Origin of the sequence: Streptomyces sp. NPDC052301 (genome assembly GCF_044593395.1) — a bacterium.
GTDB lineage: Bacteria > Actinomycetota > Actinomycetes > Streptomycetales > Streptomycetaceae > Streptomyces.
The window spans coordinates 122581-138915 of the sequence record NZ_JBIUBE010000018.1 but is presented as its reverse complement, the minus strand read 5'-3'; the positions used below and the strand labels follow the sequence as shown (position 1 = coordinate 138915).

At 66.9% G+C, this 16335-nt stretch carries 18 protein-coding genes and 2 pseudogenes; 10 read left to right on the top strand and 10 right to left on the bottom strand.

Annotation, left to right across the window (positions count from 1 at the left end):
* The coding region (locus tag ACIHEJ_RS36075; protein ID WP_400141831.1) for a hypothetical protein at positions 1–333 on the top strand (333 nt) is incomplete at its 5' end.
* A 6-nt stretch (positions 334–339) separates the two neighbouring features.
* On the opposite strand, the gene ACIHEJ_RS36070 is transcribed toward ACIHEJ_RS36075, so the two are convergent.
* The 8 genes from ACIHEJ_RS36070 to ACIHEJ_RS36035 form a co-directional block, all read right to left on the bottom strand.
* Entirely contained in the window at positions 340–789 is a 450-nt protein-coding gene (locus tag ACIHEJ_RS36070; RefSeq protein WP_400141829.1) for a hypothetical protein, read from the bottom strand.
* Positions 790–996: 207 nt separating this feature from the next.
* A complete protein-coding gene (locus ACIHEJ_RS36065; RefSeq protein WP_400141827.1) occupies positions 997–3111 on the bottom strand; it encodes an ATP-binding protein in 2115 nt (704 codons plus the stop codon).
* Positions 3112–3202: 91 nt separating this feature from the next.
* Positions 3203–3400, bottom strand: a complete 198-nt coding sequence (locus ACIHEJ_RS36060) for a hypothetical protein (protein WP_400141825.1) — start codon at positions 3398–3400, stop codon at positions 3203–3205.
* Positions 3401–3402: 2 nt separating this feature from the next.
* On the bottom strand, positions 3403–3720 hold the full coding sequence (locus ACIHEJ_RS36055) for a hypothetical protein (protein WP_400141823.1): 318 nt from the start codon (positions 3718–3720) through the stop codon (positions 3403–3405).
* Position 3721: 1 nt separating this feature from the next.
* Entirely contained in the window at positions 3722–4069 is a 348-nt protein-coding gene (locus tag ACIHEJ_RS36050) for an RRQRL motif-containing zinc-binding protein (RefSeq protein ID WP_400141821.1), read from the bottom strand.
* On the bottom strand, positions 4069–4920 hold the full coding sequence (locus ACIHEJ_RS36045) for a protein spdB (RefSeq protein WP_400141819.1): 852 nt from the start codon (positions 4918–4920) through the stop codon (positions 4069–4071). The genes ACIHEJ_RS36050 and ACIHEJ_RS36045 overlap by 1 nt, the downstream gene beginning before the upstream one ends.
* Positions 4917–5090 carry a hypothetical protein gene (locus ACIHEJ_RS36040; RefSeq protein ID WP_400141818.1) on the bottom strand — a complete coding sequence of 58 codons (174 nt, stop codon included), beginning with the start codon at positions 5088–5090 and terminating at the stop codon, positions 4917–4919. Before ACIHEJ_RS36040 ends, ACIHEJ_RS36045 begins: the two co-directional genes overlap by 4 nt.
* Complete coding sequence (locus ACIHEJ_RS36035; RefSeq protein ID WP_400141817.1) at positions 5087–5356, bottom strand: DUF6284 family protein; 270 nt, start codon at positions 5354–5356, stop codon at positions 5087–5089. Before ACIHEJ_RS36035 ends, ACIHEJ_RS36040 begins: the two co-directional genes overlap by 4 nt.
* A gap of 466 nt (positions 5357–5822) precedes the next feature.
* On the opposite strand from ACIHEJ_RS36035, the gene ACIHEJ_RS36030 reads away from it, so the two are divergent.
* The 5 genes from ACIHEJ_RS36030 to ACIHEJ_RS36010 all read left to right on the top strand — a co-directional run bounded on the left by ACIHEJ_RS36030 (position 5823) and on the right by ACIHEJ_RS36010 (position 11000).
* Entirely contained in the window at positions 5823–6668 is an 846-nt protein-coding gene (locus ACIHEJ_RS36030; protein WP_400141816.1) for a sigma factor-like helix-turn-helix DNA-binding protein, read from the top strand.
* Positions 6669–6724: 56 nt separating this feature from the next.
* Entirely contained in the window at positions 6725–7477 is a 753-nt protein-coding gene (locus ACIHEJ_RS36025) for a hypothetical protein (RefSeq protein WP_400141815.1), read from the top strand.
* Between the two features lie 430 nt (positions 7478–7907).
* Positions 7908–8738: a type II restriction endonuclease gene (locus ACIHEJ_RS36020; protein ID WP_400141814.1), complete on the top strand. Its 831-nt coding sequence runs from the start codon at positions 7908–7910 to the stop codon at positions 8736–8738.
* Between the two features lie 50 nt (positions 8739–8788).
* Complete coding sequence (locus tag ACIHEJ_RS36015; protein WP_400141813.1) at positions 8789–9850, top strand: DNA cytosine methyltransferase; 1062 nt, start codon at positions 8789–8791, stop codon at positions 9848–9850.
* A 370-nt stretch (positions 9851–10220) separates the two neighbouring features.
* A complete protein-coding gene (locus ACIHEJ_RS36010) occupies positions 10221–11000 on the top strand; it encodes a hypothetical protein (protein WP_400141812.1) in 780 nt (259 codons plus the stop codon).
* A gap of 394 nt (positions 11001–11394) precedes the next feature.
* Here ACIHEJ_RS36010 and ACIHEJ_RS36005 read toward each other — a convergent pair.
* Positions 11395–11883, bottom strand: a pseudogene (locus ACIHEJ_RS36005) (tyrosine-type recombinase/integrase); the annotation flags it as partial.
* A 539-nt stretch (positions 11884–12422) separates the two neighbouring features.
* Between ACIHEJ_RS36005 and ACIHEJ_RS36000 the strand changes: the two are divergent.
* The 3 genes from ACIHEJ_RS36000 (at position 12423) to ACIHEJ_RS35990 (ending at position 13976) form a co-directional block, all read left to right on the top strand.
* Positions 12423–12734 (top strand): hypothetical protein, encoded by a 312-nt coding sequence (locus ACIHEJ_RS36000; protein ID WP_400141811.1) that lies wholly within the window; start codon positions 12423–12425, stop codon positions 12732–12734.
* A gap of 88 nt (positions 12735–12822) precedes the next feature.
* Positions 12823–13275 carry a hypothetical protein gene (locus tag ACIHEJ_RS35995; protein ID WP_400141810.1) on the top strand — a complete coding sequence of 151 codons (453 nt, stop codon included), beginning with the start codon at positions 12823–12825 and terminating at the stop codon, positions 13273–13275.
* A gap of 236 nt (positions 13276–13511) precedes the next feature.
* Positions 13512–13976: a hypothetical protein gene (locus ACIHEJ_RS35990; protein ID WP_400141809.1), complete on the top strand. Its 465-nt coding sequence runs from the start codon at positions 13512–13514 to the stop codon at positions 13974–13976.
* Positions 13977–14653: 677 nt separating this feature from the next.
* On the opposite strand, the pseudogene ACIHEJ_RS35985 reads toward ACIHEJ_RS35990, so the two are convergent.
* Positions 14654–15001 (bottom strand): annotated as a pseudogene (locus tag ACIHEJ_RS35985) (transposase); the annotation flags it as partial.
* A 412-nt stretch (positions 15002–15413) separates the two neighbouring features.
* On the opposite strand from ACIHEJ_RS35985, the gene ACIHEJ_RS35980 reads away from it, so the two are divergent.
* On the top strand, positions 15414–16169 hold the full coding sequence (locus tag ACIHEJ_RS35980; protein ID WP_400141808.1) for a hypothetical protein: 756 nt from the start codon (positions 15414–15416) through the stop codon (positions 16167–16169).
* Positions 16170–16335: the final 166 nt, after the last annotated feature.

Here is a 16335-nt window from a genome sequence, read left to right as displayed (position 1 = left end):
CTTGTCGGCAAGGCTCTCGACGTGGCAGCCCAAAGCGCCGTTCTGTACTCGCCCAAGGGGTTCTCTGCGGGTGCACGGGCGCGTGCCGCTGGTACACAGAACAGCCCGCTTCGGGTCGGTGTGGCGAAACTGGAGGTCGACTGGCTGGAGACTGAGTCGGCGGCCGAGCATGCGATGACCAGGTACGTTCCCGGCCAGATCCGGCGGAGTGACCGCGTCATGTACGACATGACCAGCCTCTCCGCTCTCGGGCCGTACCCTGCCGATCCCATGGAGACGGACGACTACGGCCAGTTCTTCCGGGGAGAAGCTCCCCTGTTCGTCACCCGCTAGCTGCGCTCAGCCGTGGAAGTGGCTGCGCTTGAAGACGGCCTTACGGATGTTGACCGTGGTCCCCTCGCGGCGGCCGCTCGCGCTGAAGACCTGGACGGCGATCCAGCCGCCGAAGAGGACGGCGGTGAGAGTGATCAGCTGGGTGATCAGCGCGGTCAGAGCGGTGATGAACGTGGTGAGCAGCAGCAGCCCGCCGCACACCGCGAGGAACCCGACGCCCCCGAGGGCGACGTTCACCGCCGCGCGGGAGACGGCCGGCTTGGCCGCGACCGGTTCGGGCTTGGCGGGCTCGACGGCGTAGCCGGTGACGACCCGCCCGTCCGGTAGGACGACGCTCGCGACCGTCGGCACGTTGCCCGGCTGCACCGCCACCACGGGCGCGGGGGTGATCGGGATGGGGCGGTGGACCTCGTCGGCCCTGCCGTCGCGGGCGTTGCGGGTCGGTTCGGGGTACATGCGGAATCCCTTTCGGTGCTGGGTGAGGGAGGTGACGGCACCCCCTTGGAGATGCCGCCCGGAGGAGGTCTTCGGGGGTCTGACCTGCGGGCCTCCCTGCCTCCCTGATGGATCATTCGGGCTGGTCAGAGCCAGGGAGGCGGGTCAGGGAGGGGTTCAGGGAGTTCTCCCTGCCTCCCTGGCCCGGGCGGGGTCGGCTCCCTGTCGTCAGGAGGCGGAAGCGGAACCCGTCTCGTCGCGGTCGGCGAGGGCGCGGCTGAGGCGGTCGCGGCTGATGACCATGACGCCGTCGGACTTGTACGGCTCGGCTCCGGTGCTGTCGAGGACGCGCTTGAGGTCGATGAACGACCAGCTGCCGTAGGCGGCCGGGTTCAGTCCGGAGAGCCGGGTGATGACCTCCTGGGTGCGCACGCGGGGGTCGTTGCCGACGACGGCCGCGATGTCGGCGAGCGGGTCCCGCTCCTCGCCCCGTTCGATGGTGTGCAGGGTGGTGATGCCGTCGCGCAGTGCGCGGGCGCGGGCGGCGATGGCCTTGGCTTCGTCGTCGCTGATGTAGTGCGTGCGCACGGTGATGGACGACTGGCCGGCCGGGGTGTCGATGCCGTCGGAGGCGACGACCAGGGTGCCCTTGTCCAGGCCTTGGCGCAGCAGGTGCGGGGCGGCGCCGCCGTCGACGGCCTTGTCTCCCAGCGCCATGCGGGACTGGGATTCGGTGCCCAGGGCGAGGGCGGCGCGGGTGTGGGCGCCCTCGCGGACCAGCTTGGGCAGGTTCTGGTCGGTGGGGTCCTGGGTGCCTTCCCACATCAGCACGTTCACGACGCGGCCCTGATTGTGGATCTTGCGGACGGCCATGAAGTAGCGGGAGGTGGCCTTGGAGCCGCCGTAGGGGCGGCCGTCTTCGTCCTTGACCGGGCACATGAACGCCACCTGTGCTTCGTCCACGATGCCGATCAGCGGCGGGAACACCGTGTCCGGGTTGGTCCGGCGGGTCTCGATGCGGTGGTTCATCTCCTCGACCAGGCCCTCGACCATCTCGGTGGCCTGGATGACCTGTTCGTCGGCCGGGCCCTGGATGAGCACAGTGGCGATGCCGTCGAACATGGCCCAGTCACCGCCCTTCAAATCGGCGATGCGCACCTCGACCGTGCGGTCCAGGACGGCCCACAGGGCGAGCGCGCGCAGGGAGGCGGTCTTGCCCTGGTTGGACAGACCGGTGATGAGCAGGTGCCGCTGATACAGGCTCAGCGCCGCCGCGTCGCCGCGCAGGTCCTGGCCCCAGGGGGCCTTGCCGGTCTCGTAGTTGGCGGTCAACGTCTCGTCGGTGACCAGGGGGGAGGGGCCGATCGGCTCGTCCAGTGCCCCGGAGTCGGCGATCCACAGCCGCACCGTGCGCGCGGCGGTGGGGATGGTGATGAACACCTCGTGCTCGTGCCGGGAGAGGTTCTCGGCGAGCTTGCGCCGCTTGCCCTGGACCTCGTTGGTGGACACCCCCGAGGGAAGGGTCACGTCGACCTCGACCCCGCATCCGGCGATGACGATCGGGGACAGCATCGACGCTCCGGCGTCGCCCATCTCGGTGATGGCCTTGCGCAGGGCGGGGATGCCGAGGTCGCGCAGGGCCTTGACCACGATGGACGGCGTGATCGGCTCCCCCTCACCGCTGCGGACGTTCGCGGGGAGCGCCCACTGGGGTGCGGCCTGCTGGTGGGCGCCCACCGACCACAGCGCCAGCAGCGCGAGCAGGGGGCCGACCGTGATCGCCGGGCCCCACACCACCCGCACGATGGTGACCATCAGATTGATGAACTTGATGACGGCCATCAGCGGGGTGACGACCTCGGAGGCGTCCTTGGTGGCGATCGCCATCGCGATGCCGAGCAGGACCAGGCCGCCGATGCCCATGCCGGCACTGACGGCGGCGCCCTTGGCCGCGTCCAGCGGGGAGTGCAGGAGATCCATGCGGCGGCGGTGCCGTGCCTCGCGGAAGCGCTGCCCGCGCTCCTCCCAATCGGCGGCAGCCTCGAAGTTCCCCGCGGCTTCCGCCGTGCGCATGTAGCGCTCATAGCGGGCAGCGGTCCGGCCGTCCCACGCCCGACGCCCGACGATCCGGGCGCCACCGGCGATGTAGAGGGAGTGCCGGGCGATCGTGCGGGCGGTGGTCTTGGTGGTCTGGTGGGTGACGGCCCTCTTGATGGCGCGCCCGGAGCGGACCCAGATCGGGACCGGGGGCGCGGCCGGCGGGTCGGGGACCACGGTCAGCGTGGTCACGGGGGCCGGGTCGGGGTCGGTGTCCTTGTGCAGGTGAACGACGTTGCCGCTCATGACGGACGTACTCCTGTCTGCCCCGAAGGGCGGGAAGTCTGGGGTGATGGGCCCCCGCTCGGCAGGGGCGCGAGCGGGGGCGGGCACGGGCTCAACGGCGGTGGCCGGCCTGGTGGGCGCGCAGGGCCGCCTTGCACGGCGGGCACTTGCGGCTGGGGCCGTCGCCGACGACCGGGGCGGGGATCACCTGGCCGCAGATGGCCCGGGTGACGCCAAAGACCAGCGGTCCGCAGTCCGGGCAGTGGAAGTGCGAGGCCAGGACGGGAAGGGCACGGTCGGTGCGGGACATGGTCACCACCACCCGGAGGACTTCTTCGCGGCCTTGGTCTTGGCGGCCTCGGTCACGATGCGCTGCCGCTCCATCCGCAGGGCCGTGATTTCCGTGGTCAGCCGGGTCTCGGCCGACTGCCAGGCGGTGTCGAGCCTGCGGTCCGCGCGGGCGGTGCCGTTGCCCCGGTGCAGGCTGACCGCGCCGGATCCGATCGCGCCGAGCACGGCGCGGCGCTCGCGGCTGTTCAGCGGCCACATCTCGCGGTTCTGGACCGCTTCCAGCTTGCGGGTGGTCTGCTGGATCGCCTTGTCCAGGCGGCGGGTGTCGGGCTTGCCCATGTCAGGAACTCCTCACAGCTTGGGAGGGTTCGGGGAAGGCGCAGGGCACGCACATGCCGAGCGAGGGCGGGATGACGTAGCCCGCATCCCGACGGCAGGCAGGGCAGGTGCGGCGGGCGCAGTTGGCCTTGTCCAGCGCCGCCCACCGGGCCGGCGTCATCGGCCGGACCGGCTTGGCCAGCTCGACGCGGTACAGGTAGGCAACCAGCGGCCCGCGCCGACGGCGCGGACGTTCGAGCTGCGCGGCCACCGGCTGACCACCCGGGCGCAGGCCGCGCGCCCGGAGTTGGCGGTAGGTGGCGTAGCCGTCCGGGGCCAGACGCCACCGGAACACCGGCAGCGCCGCCATCACACGACCCGCTTCCACGCGGCCCGCAGGCGGACCTCGGAGGCGGAGTGGCCGGCCGCCCGGAACCGGGAGGCCATCTCCCGATACGACAGGGCCGGATCCTCGCTGTGCCGGATCTCGTCCACCACAACATCGAGCGCGTCATCGGTGAGCGCGGGACCCTCGGGAAGCGCCGGTACCGGCTCCACCGGGCCCCATACGGGCAGGTCCCAGCGGGGTGTGACACCGGGTGTGACGCGGGCCGTCACGCTGGTCAGTGCCCGTCCGGTGCCCTCACCGGAACGGGCTGTCTCCAGCGTCGCCCAGGCCCCGGCGAGGGTGTGGGCGGTCTTGGCCTGGACGCGTGCGACGCGTGCCCCGGCTCCCGTCACGGCGGTCAGCCGGGTCTCCTCGGTGGCCGCTTCGGCGCGGAGCCGGGCGCGGGCCACGGCTGCTTCGTCACGCGCCTCCTGCTGGATACCGCGGATGGCATCCAGGGCGGCGGGGGTGAGTGCGGTGCGCTCCCACAGTCCGTGGACCAGCCACAGGGCTTTGGCCGCGACAGGCAGCCAGGCGACGGCCAGCCAAGCGGCGGAGTCGTCGGCGGTGAGCGCGTGCGCCACCAGGACGCCGGCCGCGACCAGGCCGAAGCACCAACCCACGGCAGTGACGGCGTTGCTGTGGTCGCCCTGCGCGGCCAGACGGCGTTCGTAGGCGAGGGTGGCCAGCCAGCCGCCGTCGATGCCGAGACCGACGACCAGTGCGACTGGCCACGGCACCGCCGCACCCAGCCACATCACGACCACGGCCAGGGTGAGGACCATCGACACGGCCGTCATCGCGACGGCGGGCAACACGGTCTTGCGGTTCATCGGCCGGCCTCCCCGTCGTACGCCTCCGAGTCGCCCGGCTCCCAGATGAAGCGTTCGCCTGACCACTCCTCGGTGTCGCCGCAGTCCGAGCCCATCACCAGGGGCAGACGCTCCGCGGGGGGGAAGAGGCGGTCGAGCAGGCGCCGCAGGGCGCTGCGGATGCGCGTCATGCCGCACCACCCGGCAGGCTTTCCGTGGCGGTGTGGTTGGCGAGCGCGGTCCGCTCGGCCAGGACCCGGCGGCGGGCCCGGCGCAGGCGGCGGGCGTCCAGCTCGCTCGGCGTGCGGTCCAGCGTGATGATCTGCGCGTCCAGCAGGTCGACCTCCGCCAGAACCAGCGGCATCTCCCGCTCGATCGCGTCCAACTCTGTGGCGGTCGGCTCCTGCCAGTCAGCGAACGCGGTAACAGCGTCCTGAACAGTAACGATGTGGCTCATTGGGTCTGGTTCCTCTCGATCAGGAACGGCCCGAACAGCGGCCCCGGTGTTCCCGCACCGGGGCCGCGCGCCGTTGAAGTCGGAACATCCGGCTCCCCTCAGCGCTGCTCGTACGAGACGAGCAGCGGAGGCAACCGGCCGCAGCGGTGTTGCGGAGATTGAGTCGCGCTGTACTCGCACGCTGGGACAGAACCCACGTGCGCCACCCACTTGCTTGCGGAGGTGGGGTGATCTACCTCAGGCACTCTGTTGAGTTCTCAAGCAACGGTCGCTTCCTTCGTACCGGCCCTCGCGGGCTTCCCTCCGGGCGCATTCGTGCAGGTCAAAGCAGTTGACGCAGACCCTCCCACTTGCTTAGGGGGACTTGCACCGTTTCCTGATAGGTACCGTAAGCAAAGCGAGGGCTGCGCGCAACCCCCTCTCGCGGTAAGGTTCGATAGCCCCCCTAGGCGAAGATTGGAGAGTTGTGCACGACGACATGGAGCGGGTCGCTGGCATCGGAGATCCGGTCGACCGAGCCAAGGCAGCAATCGACCTGATGGGGACCTACCAGGGTTGGGTGCTGGAGCTGTCACGCGTCCGTCGCGAGGCGATCGAAGAGGCGCAAGCGTCCGGCATGACCCAATCGGAGATTGCAGCGCGGCTGGGAGTGAGTCGCGGGCGCGTGGGCCAGCTTGCATCGGCCGGCCCACCGCCAGAGCGTGCATTCTTCGGCACGGATCTCGTGACCGTATCGCTAGGCGGCAAGTACGAGGCTGGGAAAGACCCGGAGCAGAACCCGAGCGAGGTCGTCACAAGGGAAGACCTCGACAACTTCGAGCACCTGCGCAAGTTGCTGAGCGGCATGAAACTCGATGCTCAGTACGAGGTCATCCCGCCGACCGGCATCGTCAACCTGAACCGTGAGAACCACGTGGTTATCTGCGGCCCACGGCTGTCCCCCATAGTCGCTCAGGTACTAGAGGGCGACGACAATCTGCGGTTTGAGAAGGACCATGCATGGCACCTTGTCGATCAGCGCACCGGGCAGGCGTACCGATCACCACAGGATGAGGATGGCTCGGCAGGTGACTTCGGCTACCTCGGGCGGCTCCCACGCCTCGATGGCCGCGGAACGTTCCTCTACATCGCGGGCATCCACGCCATCGGTGCCAACGGGGTCGTGCACTTCCTCGAGCACAACCTTGCGGAGCTGTACCGCGAGGTGCGAACCAAGCGCTTCTCCACGCTGATCTCCTGCAGGCACAACCCCGAGACCCTGGAAGTCACGGAGAGCAGCCGGGTTACACCCCTCTACCGACACGAGAGCTGATCATGCGAGTTTGCTTTGACACCCGACCGGGGGGTACGAACCCGAACGAAGACTGGGTGGCCGGCTCCCCCACAGTCGCCGTCGTGCTAGACGGGCTAAGCACCGCCGGCCTCCCGACAGGTTGCCGCCATGGCGTCCCTTGGTACGTCGCCCAGCTTGGAGGGCACCTCCTGGCCACGCTGGCTGACCCAGAGGTATCGCTGTCGGACGCCTTGGCGCAGGCTGTGGCACACGTTGCGGCGCTGCACCCAGAGTGCGACCTCAGGAATCCAGGCACGCCATCAGCCACTGTGGCGATACTTCGGCAAAGGTGGGGAGCACTCGACCACCTCGTGCTCGCAGACTCTCCTGTCGTTCTCGATGCCAAGGACGGTTACACCCTGATCACCGATCAGCGAGTGGACGAAGTCCTTCCTGACCTGCGAGCAGCAGTCGAACGCCACGAGACTCACACTCCGGGGCACAGGGAAGCCCTACAGCGTCTCGTGCTCGCTCAGAGAGAGGTACGTAACACCACAGATGGTTACTGGGTCGCGGGGGCCGATCCGGAGTCGGCCCGGCACGTACTGACTGGCACAGCGAAGCTGGGTGACGTACGAAGTGCAGCCATCATGTCGGACGGGGTGTCGAGGCTCGTCACCGAATACGGCATGGCCACATGGGACGAGGTGTTCACCACGCTGCGATCGGGGGGCCCGCATGAACTTATCGAGACTGTTCGCAGAGTCGAGGCGACAGACCCCACCGGTCTTCGGTGGCCGCGTTACAAGTCCGGAGATGATGCGACCGTGGCCTTCTGCACCTGGTGACCAGGGAAGGCAGGGCTGCCGACGTACACCAACCAACACTCCGGCGGGGCTACGACTCGGACCGGCGTCAGCCCAGGGACTTTAGAACCGGGTTGCCCCTGAAGCGACTTGGGCCAGCCCCTCAGCACGGGCGGCCGGCCCCTGGAAGGGCACGGGCAGTCGGCGCTGCCGCTGATCACCGACCAGCCGCGAACTTGCTGCCGAACGAAACACCGTTACGCCAAAGAACCTACTGCGCGAGGGCTATCTAGCGCGACGATACGCGCTCGAGGCAGGAGAAACTTAGGTTCCTGCCACATTGACCTGGGCCCTGACCCTGATGCCTCCGTGCCCCACGTGACAACAGAAGGGGCATTTGAGACAGATCGCGAGATTAGGCGCATATCTAATTCCACCCATCTTTGCGGCCCCTCCATGGCAAGATCGGCCCGTGACGAGTGCGGACATGATTAAAGATTGGCTGCGTGATATTTGCGGCCGGTACAAGTTCGACGTAAGGGGAGCGCTGCGAACTGACAGCCCGGACGCCAACTGGCCAATCACAATCACGGACCCTAAAGATCTAGAAGAGAAACTTGCCGCACGAGGCCACCTGCTTCCACTCCCGAAGGAACCGGCCGCGCTGGCAAATATCATCGAAGTCTCAATCATTGACTTCATCCTAGCCGCCATCACCGAAACAGACGGGATCGAATACCAGCGAGGATCAGAGCGCGGATATCCGGACCTCGAAATCTTCGGACCGCGATTCGGCGGATACCATGCTATTGACATCAAGGCGGCGCGCAGGGCAGTTACAACGAAGGGGGTTGCGACCGGACGGACGCAAAGCAGAATCACCCTTTACACAGGGAACACATATTTTAAGTGGCCAAATCTTCACTGGCCGGGAACATTTCGACCTTTCGGAGATTACAACTCCCATCTAGACATTCTCGTGATCTACACATTGAACGATTCTTCGGCATGGCGCGTGGACGATCTCGAAGTAATAGTGCAGGAGCCTTGGCGCATTGCCAGCAGACGTCGTTCATCGACAACACGCGAGTACATCGGAGCGGTGGACTCCATCGCAGCACTACGGGATGGCCGCGGCGAGTTCGACAAGCCGCAGGATTTCTACAGCTTCTGGCGCGGCTTCCAGTTCAAGATCAGCGCGCAAGTCAGCAACCAACTGAACAAGCTCATGACTGAGCAGCAGGCGGAGCTTGACAGGTTGCGCGAGGCTGCGCAGGGCGGCTTTGGCGCCTTGGACAGCTAACTCTGCAGCTCCCTCCCGCCCCTGCCAGCGCTTGTGGCACACTACAGCTCATGAACAGTCAAGGGGTGGCGATCTCTCTATTCTCCGGGGCCGGTGGCCTCGACCTTGGCGTCGAGGCCGCCGGTTTCGAGGTACGAGCCGCGGTAGAGCGCAACAAGGACGCGGCTCTCACCATGGAGAAGAACTTCCCTGCCCTCGACTCCGTTATCGTCAACGACATCCTGAAAACGACCACCTCCGAGATCCTGGATCGCGCTGGCCTGAAGAATGGTGAGCGGCCCGATCTACTGGTAGGCGGCCCTCCGTGCACGCCTTTCTCGAAATCGGGATTCTGGCTGGACTGGAAGCGAGAGGGGCTGGATCCCGACGCCAGCCTCTTGCAGGAATACACGCGGGTTCTTCGGGAGTCAAAGCCACGGGCTTTTATCCTGGAGAACGTCTATGCCTTGACGTATAACAACAAGGCCAGCCGCCCCGCCTTTGATCGACTGCTGAAGGAGATCAAAGAGGCGGGGTATGAATTCGACTGGAAGGTCCTGAACGCTGCAGATTATGGCGTTCCCCAAGCCAGGCCACGCCTCTTCATCGTCGGCGCGCCCGCAGGGGAGCGCACTCCCTCCTTGCCTACAGCGACTCACACGGGCAAGTGGGAGCGCAGGTCATCGGGTACAGAAGGTTCTGCTCCGTACGTAACGACCGGCGAGGCTCTGGAGGGACTCGTTTGTGATCCAGAGCCGGAGGAAAACGTAGGAGGCCAGTTCGGTCATCTCCTGCCCGATGTTCCACCGGGAGACAACTACCTCTTCTATACCGAGAAGCGCGGCCACCCCGATCCGCTATTCGAGTGGCGGAGTAGGTACTGGTCCTTCCTGCTGAAGTTGGACCCTGCCAAGCCCTCCCCGACGATTCAGGCGCAACCGGGTCCGTACGTAGGTCCGTTCCACTGGGACAACAGGCGCCTACGCATCCCTGAACTGAAGCGTCTCTTCACCTTCCCCGACAGCTTCGAGTTCGTCGGGTCGCGGTCGTCGGTTCAAGCTCAGGTAGGCAACAGCGTGCCACCCCGTCTCGCTGAAGCGGTTGCCCGCTCTGTCGTGGCCGCGTTGAACTGACTGCACGTCCGAAGGGCCTCCCCCGCGGAGGGTCCGTTCACAGGCGCCAACGGGGGGGGCCAACGAGGCAGTCACAGCCGTACTCTCACGGCCGATGATGGACGGGCGTGGGACGAGGGCGCCAGAACAGTACTTTGGCAAGGTGTGCTAGCGCCTGATCGCGTTTGGGAGCAAGCGGTCCAGGACCAACGTGCGGGCTCTCTCGCGCCTGCGCAGAGCTTGGCTCAGCCCACGTCGTCCTCCTTCAGGACAATGCTCCCCCTGGCTCGCCTGTGATCAGGTTGGCCCAAGCGGTGGACGGTTCATCCTGGCACCCTCAAGCTGATCAGCTATGGGGAGAAGTTCGTCGACTGACGCAGGCAGCCAATCAATGAGATGGCGCCGCAGGCTTGCCGGCGTACTGGCGGCCTTCGGCGTTCTGTTGGTGGTGGGTGGCGTAGTTCTGAACAAGACCCACGCGGTGGCCTTGGGTGCGGCTCAGAGCGTGGGCATCACGGGCATGGCGCTTTTCCTAGGGGCGCTTGTCTTGGCAACGTTCTCGATGGCACCGGTGGCCACCGAGAGTCCTCACGTTGTCGAGGGGCGAGAGCGACTGCGCGACGCCGAGCGCCTCTTGGGTGAGGCGCTTCGCCTACACGCCCAAGAAGTCAGGACACCCGAGGACGGCGATGGGGCGGCCTTGACTCTGCCGGCGCTTTGGGGCGTCACACACTCCCGGTTGGATCTTTACCACGAGATCGCACTGGGGCAAGCGAAGCGATCTTTTAGAAACGCGCAGATGGCAAGCGGGGCGGGGTTTGCCCTACTCGTGATCTTCGTCGTGGTGTCTCTCAGGGCGGGCACGACGGCTGGGTCTGTCGTCGCGGGGGGCTTGGGGGCTGTGGCTGCGGCCCTGTCCGGCTATGTGAGTCGCACTTTCGTGAAGGCAGCGGAGGCCGCTGCTGCGCACTTGCATGCTTACTTCGAGCAGCCGTTGGAGTTCTCGAGATACCTGGCTGCTGAGCGCATGGTCCGAGACGGAGGCCTCAGCGCCAGGCACAGAGCCGAAGTACTGGCGGACTTGGCGAAGGCGATGATTGCAGATCCACCTGCGGCGACCTCGGTCGACGACTCTGCGGGAACGCAAGCAGGTCCAGCATCCCGGCCGTGAGCGCCTTCGGGTTATGAGGTGCAGCATAGGGCAGGGCACCCCGGACGCGGGGGCCCTACTGTGGCTCGGCGATGAGCTTGGCTCAGCCGATGTCGTCCGACTTGCTGCCCTTGGGTCGCGCTCGTACTGGGGGCCAAATGGGGGGCCAAACTGCCTGCACGAGTACTTACGGTCCTGGACGTCCATGGACGATGACCACGACCTACTCCCAGACCAGCGAGATGATCACGGAGGTCAAGCCGGCCTGCGATCGCGTTCGGGACGAAGAGGTCGTGGGTTCAAATCCCGCCACCCCGACAGCCGAAACAGCAGGTGAGGCACCTAGGAACGTTCCTAGGTGCCTCACCTGTTTTCGCTTGCGTGTCTATCTGAGTGACTACCGCTTTCTGCGTGGCTACGGCCGTCGTTCCTGCGTGCCGAAGATGCCGTCCACGATTACGGCGCCGGTCTGGATCACGGGCCGGCTCTGCTTCCGGTAGACCTCCTCGGTCACGGCCGTCCCCGAGTGCCCGACGAGCCGCGAGATCTCCTCCAGCGGCACGCCCCGGTCGGACAGCAGAGAAACGAAGCTGTGCCGCAGCTCCCTCGACGTCCACTCGACGGCATTGATCCCGTCGATCCCCTTGAGCGCCTGGCGGAAGGCTCGGCGGACGTTGGCGGCATCAAGCGGCTTGCCCACTCCTGACGAGAAACCCAAGCCGTGTTCCTCCCACTCCTCATCAGCGGCGAGCCGGTCCCACCCCTGATCCTCGAACTGCTGCCAGAGGGCATCCACGCAGCGCGCCGGCAGAGCGAGCGTGCGCCGGGGCTTCCCGATCTTGGTGTCCCCGCTCCTCCGCACCGACCGCCAGACCGCGATGTGTCGAGGCTCCGGCGGGTCAAGTGCCCGCACATGGCGCGGGCTGGCCCCTGGGCCCGGCCCCCACACGTCTACGGCGCAGGGGCCGGACCCTGGGGCCGCAGCGAGTTACGGCCCCGAGTCGAGACCTGGACGGCAAGCCGCGGTCAGACAATGCCTCCGGCGGGGGATCGGCCGGCACCGGGATGGAGGGGGTGCCTGCCGTCGCCGACCGCGGATCCGTTGTGGCGGATGCTGAGGGCTCCCGTCCCGCACACCATCGGCCCAGGCAGAGCCGAGCAGACGCGGCCCATGGCGTCCAGGTCGTTCGTAGTGGCGCGCTCCACCTGGACGCCATGAACCACGCCCGCTCCACGGTGTGTGGGTCGACGGCGTGCGGTATGGGAGCTGGGGTGAGTGGTGGGTCAAGAGATCTGCCGGGTGCACGAGGAGTAGACGGGCGAGAGTGAACGCCACTCGGTCGGTCGCAGTGAGCTGGGCAACCCTGAGCTGCCCGGTCGCGTCTGTAACAAACGGCCAATGATCGCCCGACGTGACGCGACAGCGAAGGGGACGCGGAAGCTGTGTCAGATAGTGCAGTTGAGAAGGACGAGCCGGAAATGGTGCCGTCCACCACATACTTATGGGCGACTGTGATGACGGGCGGCGGCGCCTTCGCGCTGACGGTCCTCAACAACCCGGGTTGGCACCGCTATGCGCACTGGATCGAATTCCTGGGCGGGCTGATCGGGGTAGGCGAATGTGTGAAGAAGGCGCGCGAGGCACGGCAAGCAGGGTTGCCCCAGTCGTGGCTTCCGCCAGCGCTTGTGGTGCTGTACGCGGCAGCTCTGGTGGCGCTGGTCGTGGTGGTACTGGTGCGACGCCAGCTTCCCTGATTTTGCCCACGTCCGAAACTGGTTGGAAGTGCTGGGAAACCTCCTCATGACTAATTCGAGCCCGCGGGCCTGGTTCGCCGGATGCGCTGTGGCAGCGTCGGCACTGCTGCTGGCCTCGTGCACCTCCGGCAGTGGTGGAGGTGCGGCCGCCAACCCGACATCGTCATCAGCCACAGTGAGCGCGTCTCAGGCTACGACCAGAGCGCAGGAGAAGAAGCTCACCGACCAGGCCCAGGCGGCGCTCGCCGCCGTTCACAGCGGAACGATGGTCGAGGCCGGCGCGGAGCGCGTGACCGACGGCATCCATACAGAGCCCACCCTGAGCCAGGGCAAGACATACAAGCTCAACCTGGTGTGTATCGGCAGCGGCAACGCACAGTTGACACTCACACCGGCAAGTACAGGGCCGAAGGCCGAGGTGCCGTGCGACAAATCCGTGGTGCAGCAACGGCTCACCGCGCACAAACTGCCGGTACGCATCGATATCGATGGCGTCAAAGGATCTACAGGCGTGATCGCCTGGCAGATCGACACCGTCTGATCGAAGCACCCAGTGCGTACAGCAGCGAAGTACAGCCACCACAGCAACCGGCCCTGTCCAGTAGTGCCCTCGCAAAGCCGTCGCCCGACCGGTATGACCCTCACCGACCGATCCACATAGAGCTACGGATCAGAAGGTCATGACCTCGGCGTCAGTTGCGCCGAGGGCATCGCAGGCTTGGCCTGAAGTTGGGCCAGCGGCCCACCCATGGCGGCGAGACGTGATCAGCTTGTGGCGTGGAGTCCATCATCGCCAGCGCCATAGCCGTTCTCGGAACCCTGCTCGGGTCGGGGATCACTCTGGCGTTCCAGCAGCGCACCACCGACAGGAGCCATCAGTTCACCCGCCGCGAGAAGCTTCGGCAGGAGCGACTCGATGCCTACTCCGCCTACGCCGGCGCGCTGGTCAACTATCGGCGCTGTCTGGTCCATCTGTGGTTCTGTGAGCATGAGCAGCCGCCACCGGGGGACCCCGACGCGGTGCGCATCCGCGCCTACGACTTGCGCTCCAGCGCCCAGGAGGCCCTTTTCCGGGTGCAGATGCTGACGGATGACGACAGGCTGAGTCGGACCGCGGAAGACGTACTTGCGGACATCACGGAGCTTCCCAAGGCGGGCGCCAGGGCCGAGCTGGATGAGCTGAGAGCACGGACCCGTGACAACATCAGCCGACTCGTCGGCTCGGCGAAGCAGCACCTTTGAGCTACCTGCACAGGTCCCTGGGTGGTTCCGAACGCCGACGGAACGCACCACAACCGCACCGGATCGAGCGGGGAACAGCGAGGAACCACGGTGACTGGGGCAGCACCTGTCGAGGCCCCGAGCGAACCCTTCATCCAGGTCGGCGCTGAAACCGGCCCCAAAAGCTCGCAGCTTCCCAAGCTGATGGCGTACCGCCGGCCTTGACCTCACCGCCCGCTCCCGTTCACCAGGTGCCGGACTGATCACGGATTCATGGTGTCGAGCCTCGTCGTTCAGTACACCGATCTTTGAAGACGTCAGGGTCTACAGGTTCACCCTCTGCTATGACCAGGCAGCAGAGCACGGCGCGCGCAGCGCCTACCTCGACGGCTGGACTGACATCACCGATTCTTGGCCGACCGGATCACTGGCAACAGCGGTGCCTTCACCTGGCTCGTCACCAAGTCGAGTTGACCGCCGACGCGAGGTCCCGCTGGCTCGGCTGAGTGTGTAACTGCGTGACAACGCCCACGGACAACGGCGGACGAGTACGGACTCCAGCGGACCGTCACCGCTGGTGAGAGATGCTTTGGCCCAGGGCGGAGGGCTCATCCGATTTGCTTCGGGACGAAGAGGTCGTGGGGGTCCCGTCCGCTGGAGTGGTGTATCGACGGCCACTCGGTGATCTCGTTTTGAGGCTATGCCGTGAGTTCGGTGGGCAGGATGGACTTGTCGGTTTCTGACTCGATCGGGTGGAGGCGGGCCTTGGCCGGCAGGTCGCGTCCCATATAGCGGCGGGCTTCGGTCCACTCGTCGTTCTGCTCGGCCAGGACCGCGCCGACCAGGCGGATCGGGGCGGTGCGGTCGGGGAAGATGCCGACGACGTCGGTGCGGCGGCGGATCTCCTTGTTGAGCCGTTCCTGCGGGTTGTTCGACCAGATCTGCCGCCAGATCTCACGCGGGAAAGCGGTGAAGGCCAGCAGGTCGTGCTGGGCGGCGTCCAAGTGGGCTGCCGCCTTTGGCAACTTGGCTTCCAGCGCGTCCAGGCCTGGTTCGCGCGGCTGAGGCAGAGGAACCGCCGTCGGGACCCTCCCGGCATGGCGCAGCCCGCGACAGCCGTCACGACTCTGCGTAACCCGCACCACAAAAGACCTCTGGTGCCACGGTGCATTGAGTCCGTCGCGTGCTGAACCCGGTTCGTCGCCCATGCCGAGCCCCGGTCGTCGGCAACCAACTGCCCCCTCCTGCCCTCTTCCTGGTCGACTGAAGGATGCGGTCGTACCGGCCCAGCCATCTCTGACCATGGGGGAATCGTTGTTCCGCAAAGCAGTTGGGGTCGTGGGTGTCACCGGTCTCGCCGTAACCGCTCTGCTGGGAGGGGCGGCAGTGGCATCGGCCGAGAGCGCGAGCCCGGCTCCGGGCGGCAGCCCGCGTCCGGCGGTCCGACTGGAGTACCACGTGGCTCAGAACCTCGCCTTGGAGGCGGGTGACGACGTCTCGTTCAGCCTCGACGGGATGCCACCGGGATGGGACAAGGTCGAGGTCACCTCCCCGGCCCTGCAGGAGCCGATCACCCTGACTCCCCTGAAGAAGGGGTCGACGCAGTCGGTCCAGGTGGACGCGCCGGGAACGGACCACCGCGTCCGCTCGGGCCTGCGCGCGGGCACCTATCCGGTCACCGCGACGAGCCACGGCCGTACCGTCGCCACCGCACGACTCAAGGTCCTGGCCGAGAACACTGCGCAGATCTACCGGTTCGTCATCGGTCCCAGGAACGCGTCCCCCGGCAGCGACACACCCGCCTCCCTCCGCCCGGGCAGTGACGTCCGGGTGGTCCTCACCGACCTGCGGGCCGCACCGGGGGAGGACTCCCTCACCGTCACCTCGCCGATCCTCAAGGGCCCGTTGACCATCAAGACGGGCAGCCCGGACGACCCCGGCTGCAAATGCGACGACCCCGGCACGGTCTACGCGGGCCACGGAGAAGTGCGAGGCGACGTACCCGACGGCCGCTACACCGTGACGGTGGTCAGCCACCACGGGCAGCAGACCACCAAGCAGCACGTCACGATCGCCGGCCGGCCCGTCGCGGACGGAGGCGACCCGTCCTGGGCGGTCACCGGTGGCGTCGCGGCCACGGGGCTGGCCCTCGCCTCCGGCGGCGCGTTCGCGGTGCGGCGCCGCCGCTCACGGAAGGCAGCGCCCTCCGCGTAGCGGCGGACCCGGCGGCCGCGGACCGTCCCCCGGGCGGCTCGAGCGGGCGCCGGTGGGCGCGCGCCGGACTGTGCTCCCCGCCTTCCTCGGTTCTTCCTCCGTCTTTCCTTCGCTCCCTCCGGCCCCTTCCGGTCCGGAGGGAGTTCGTCCATGACTCAGAAAGCAT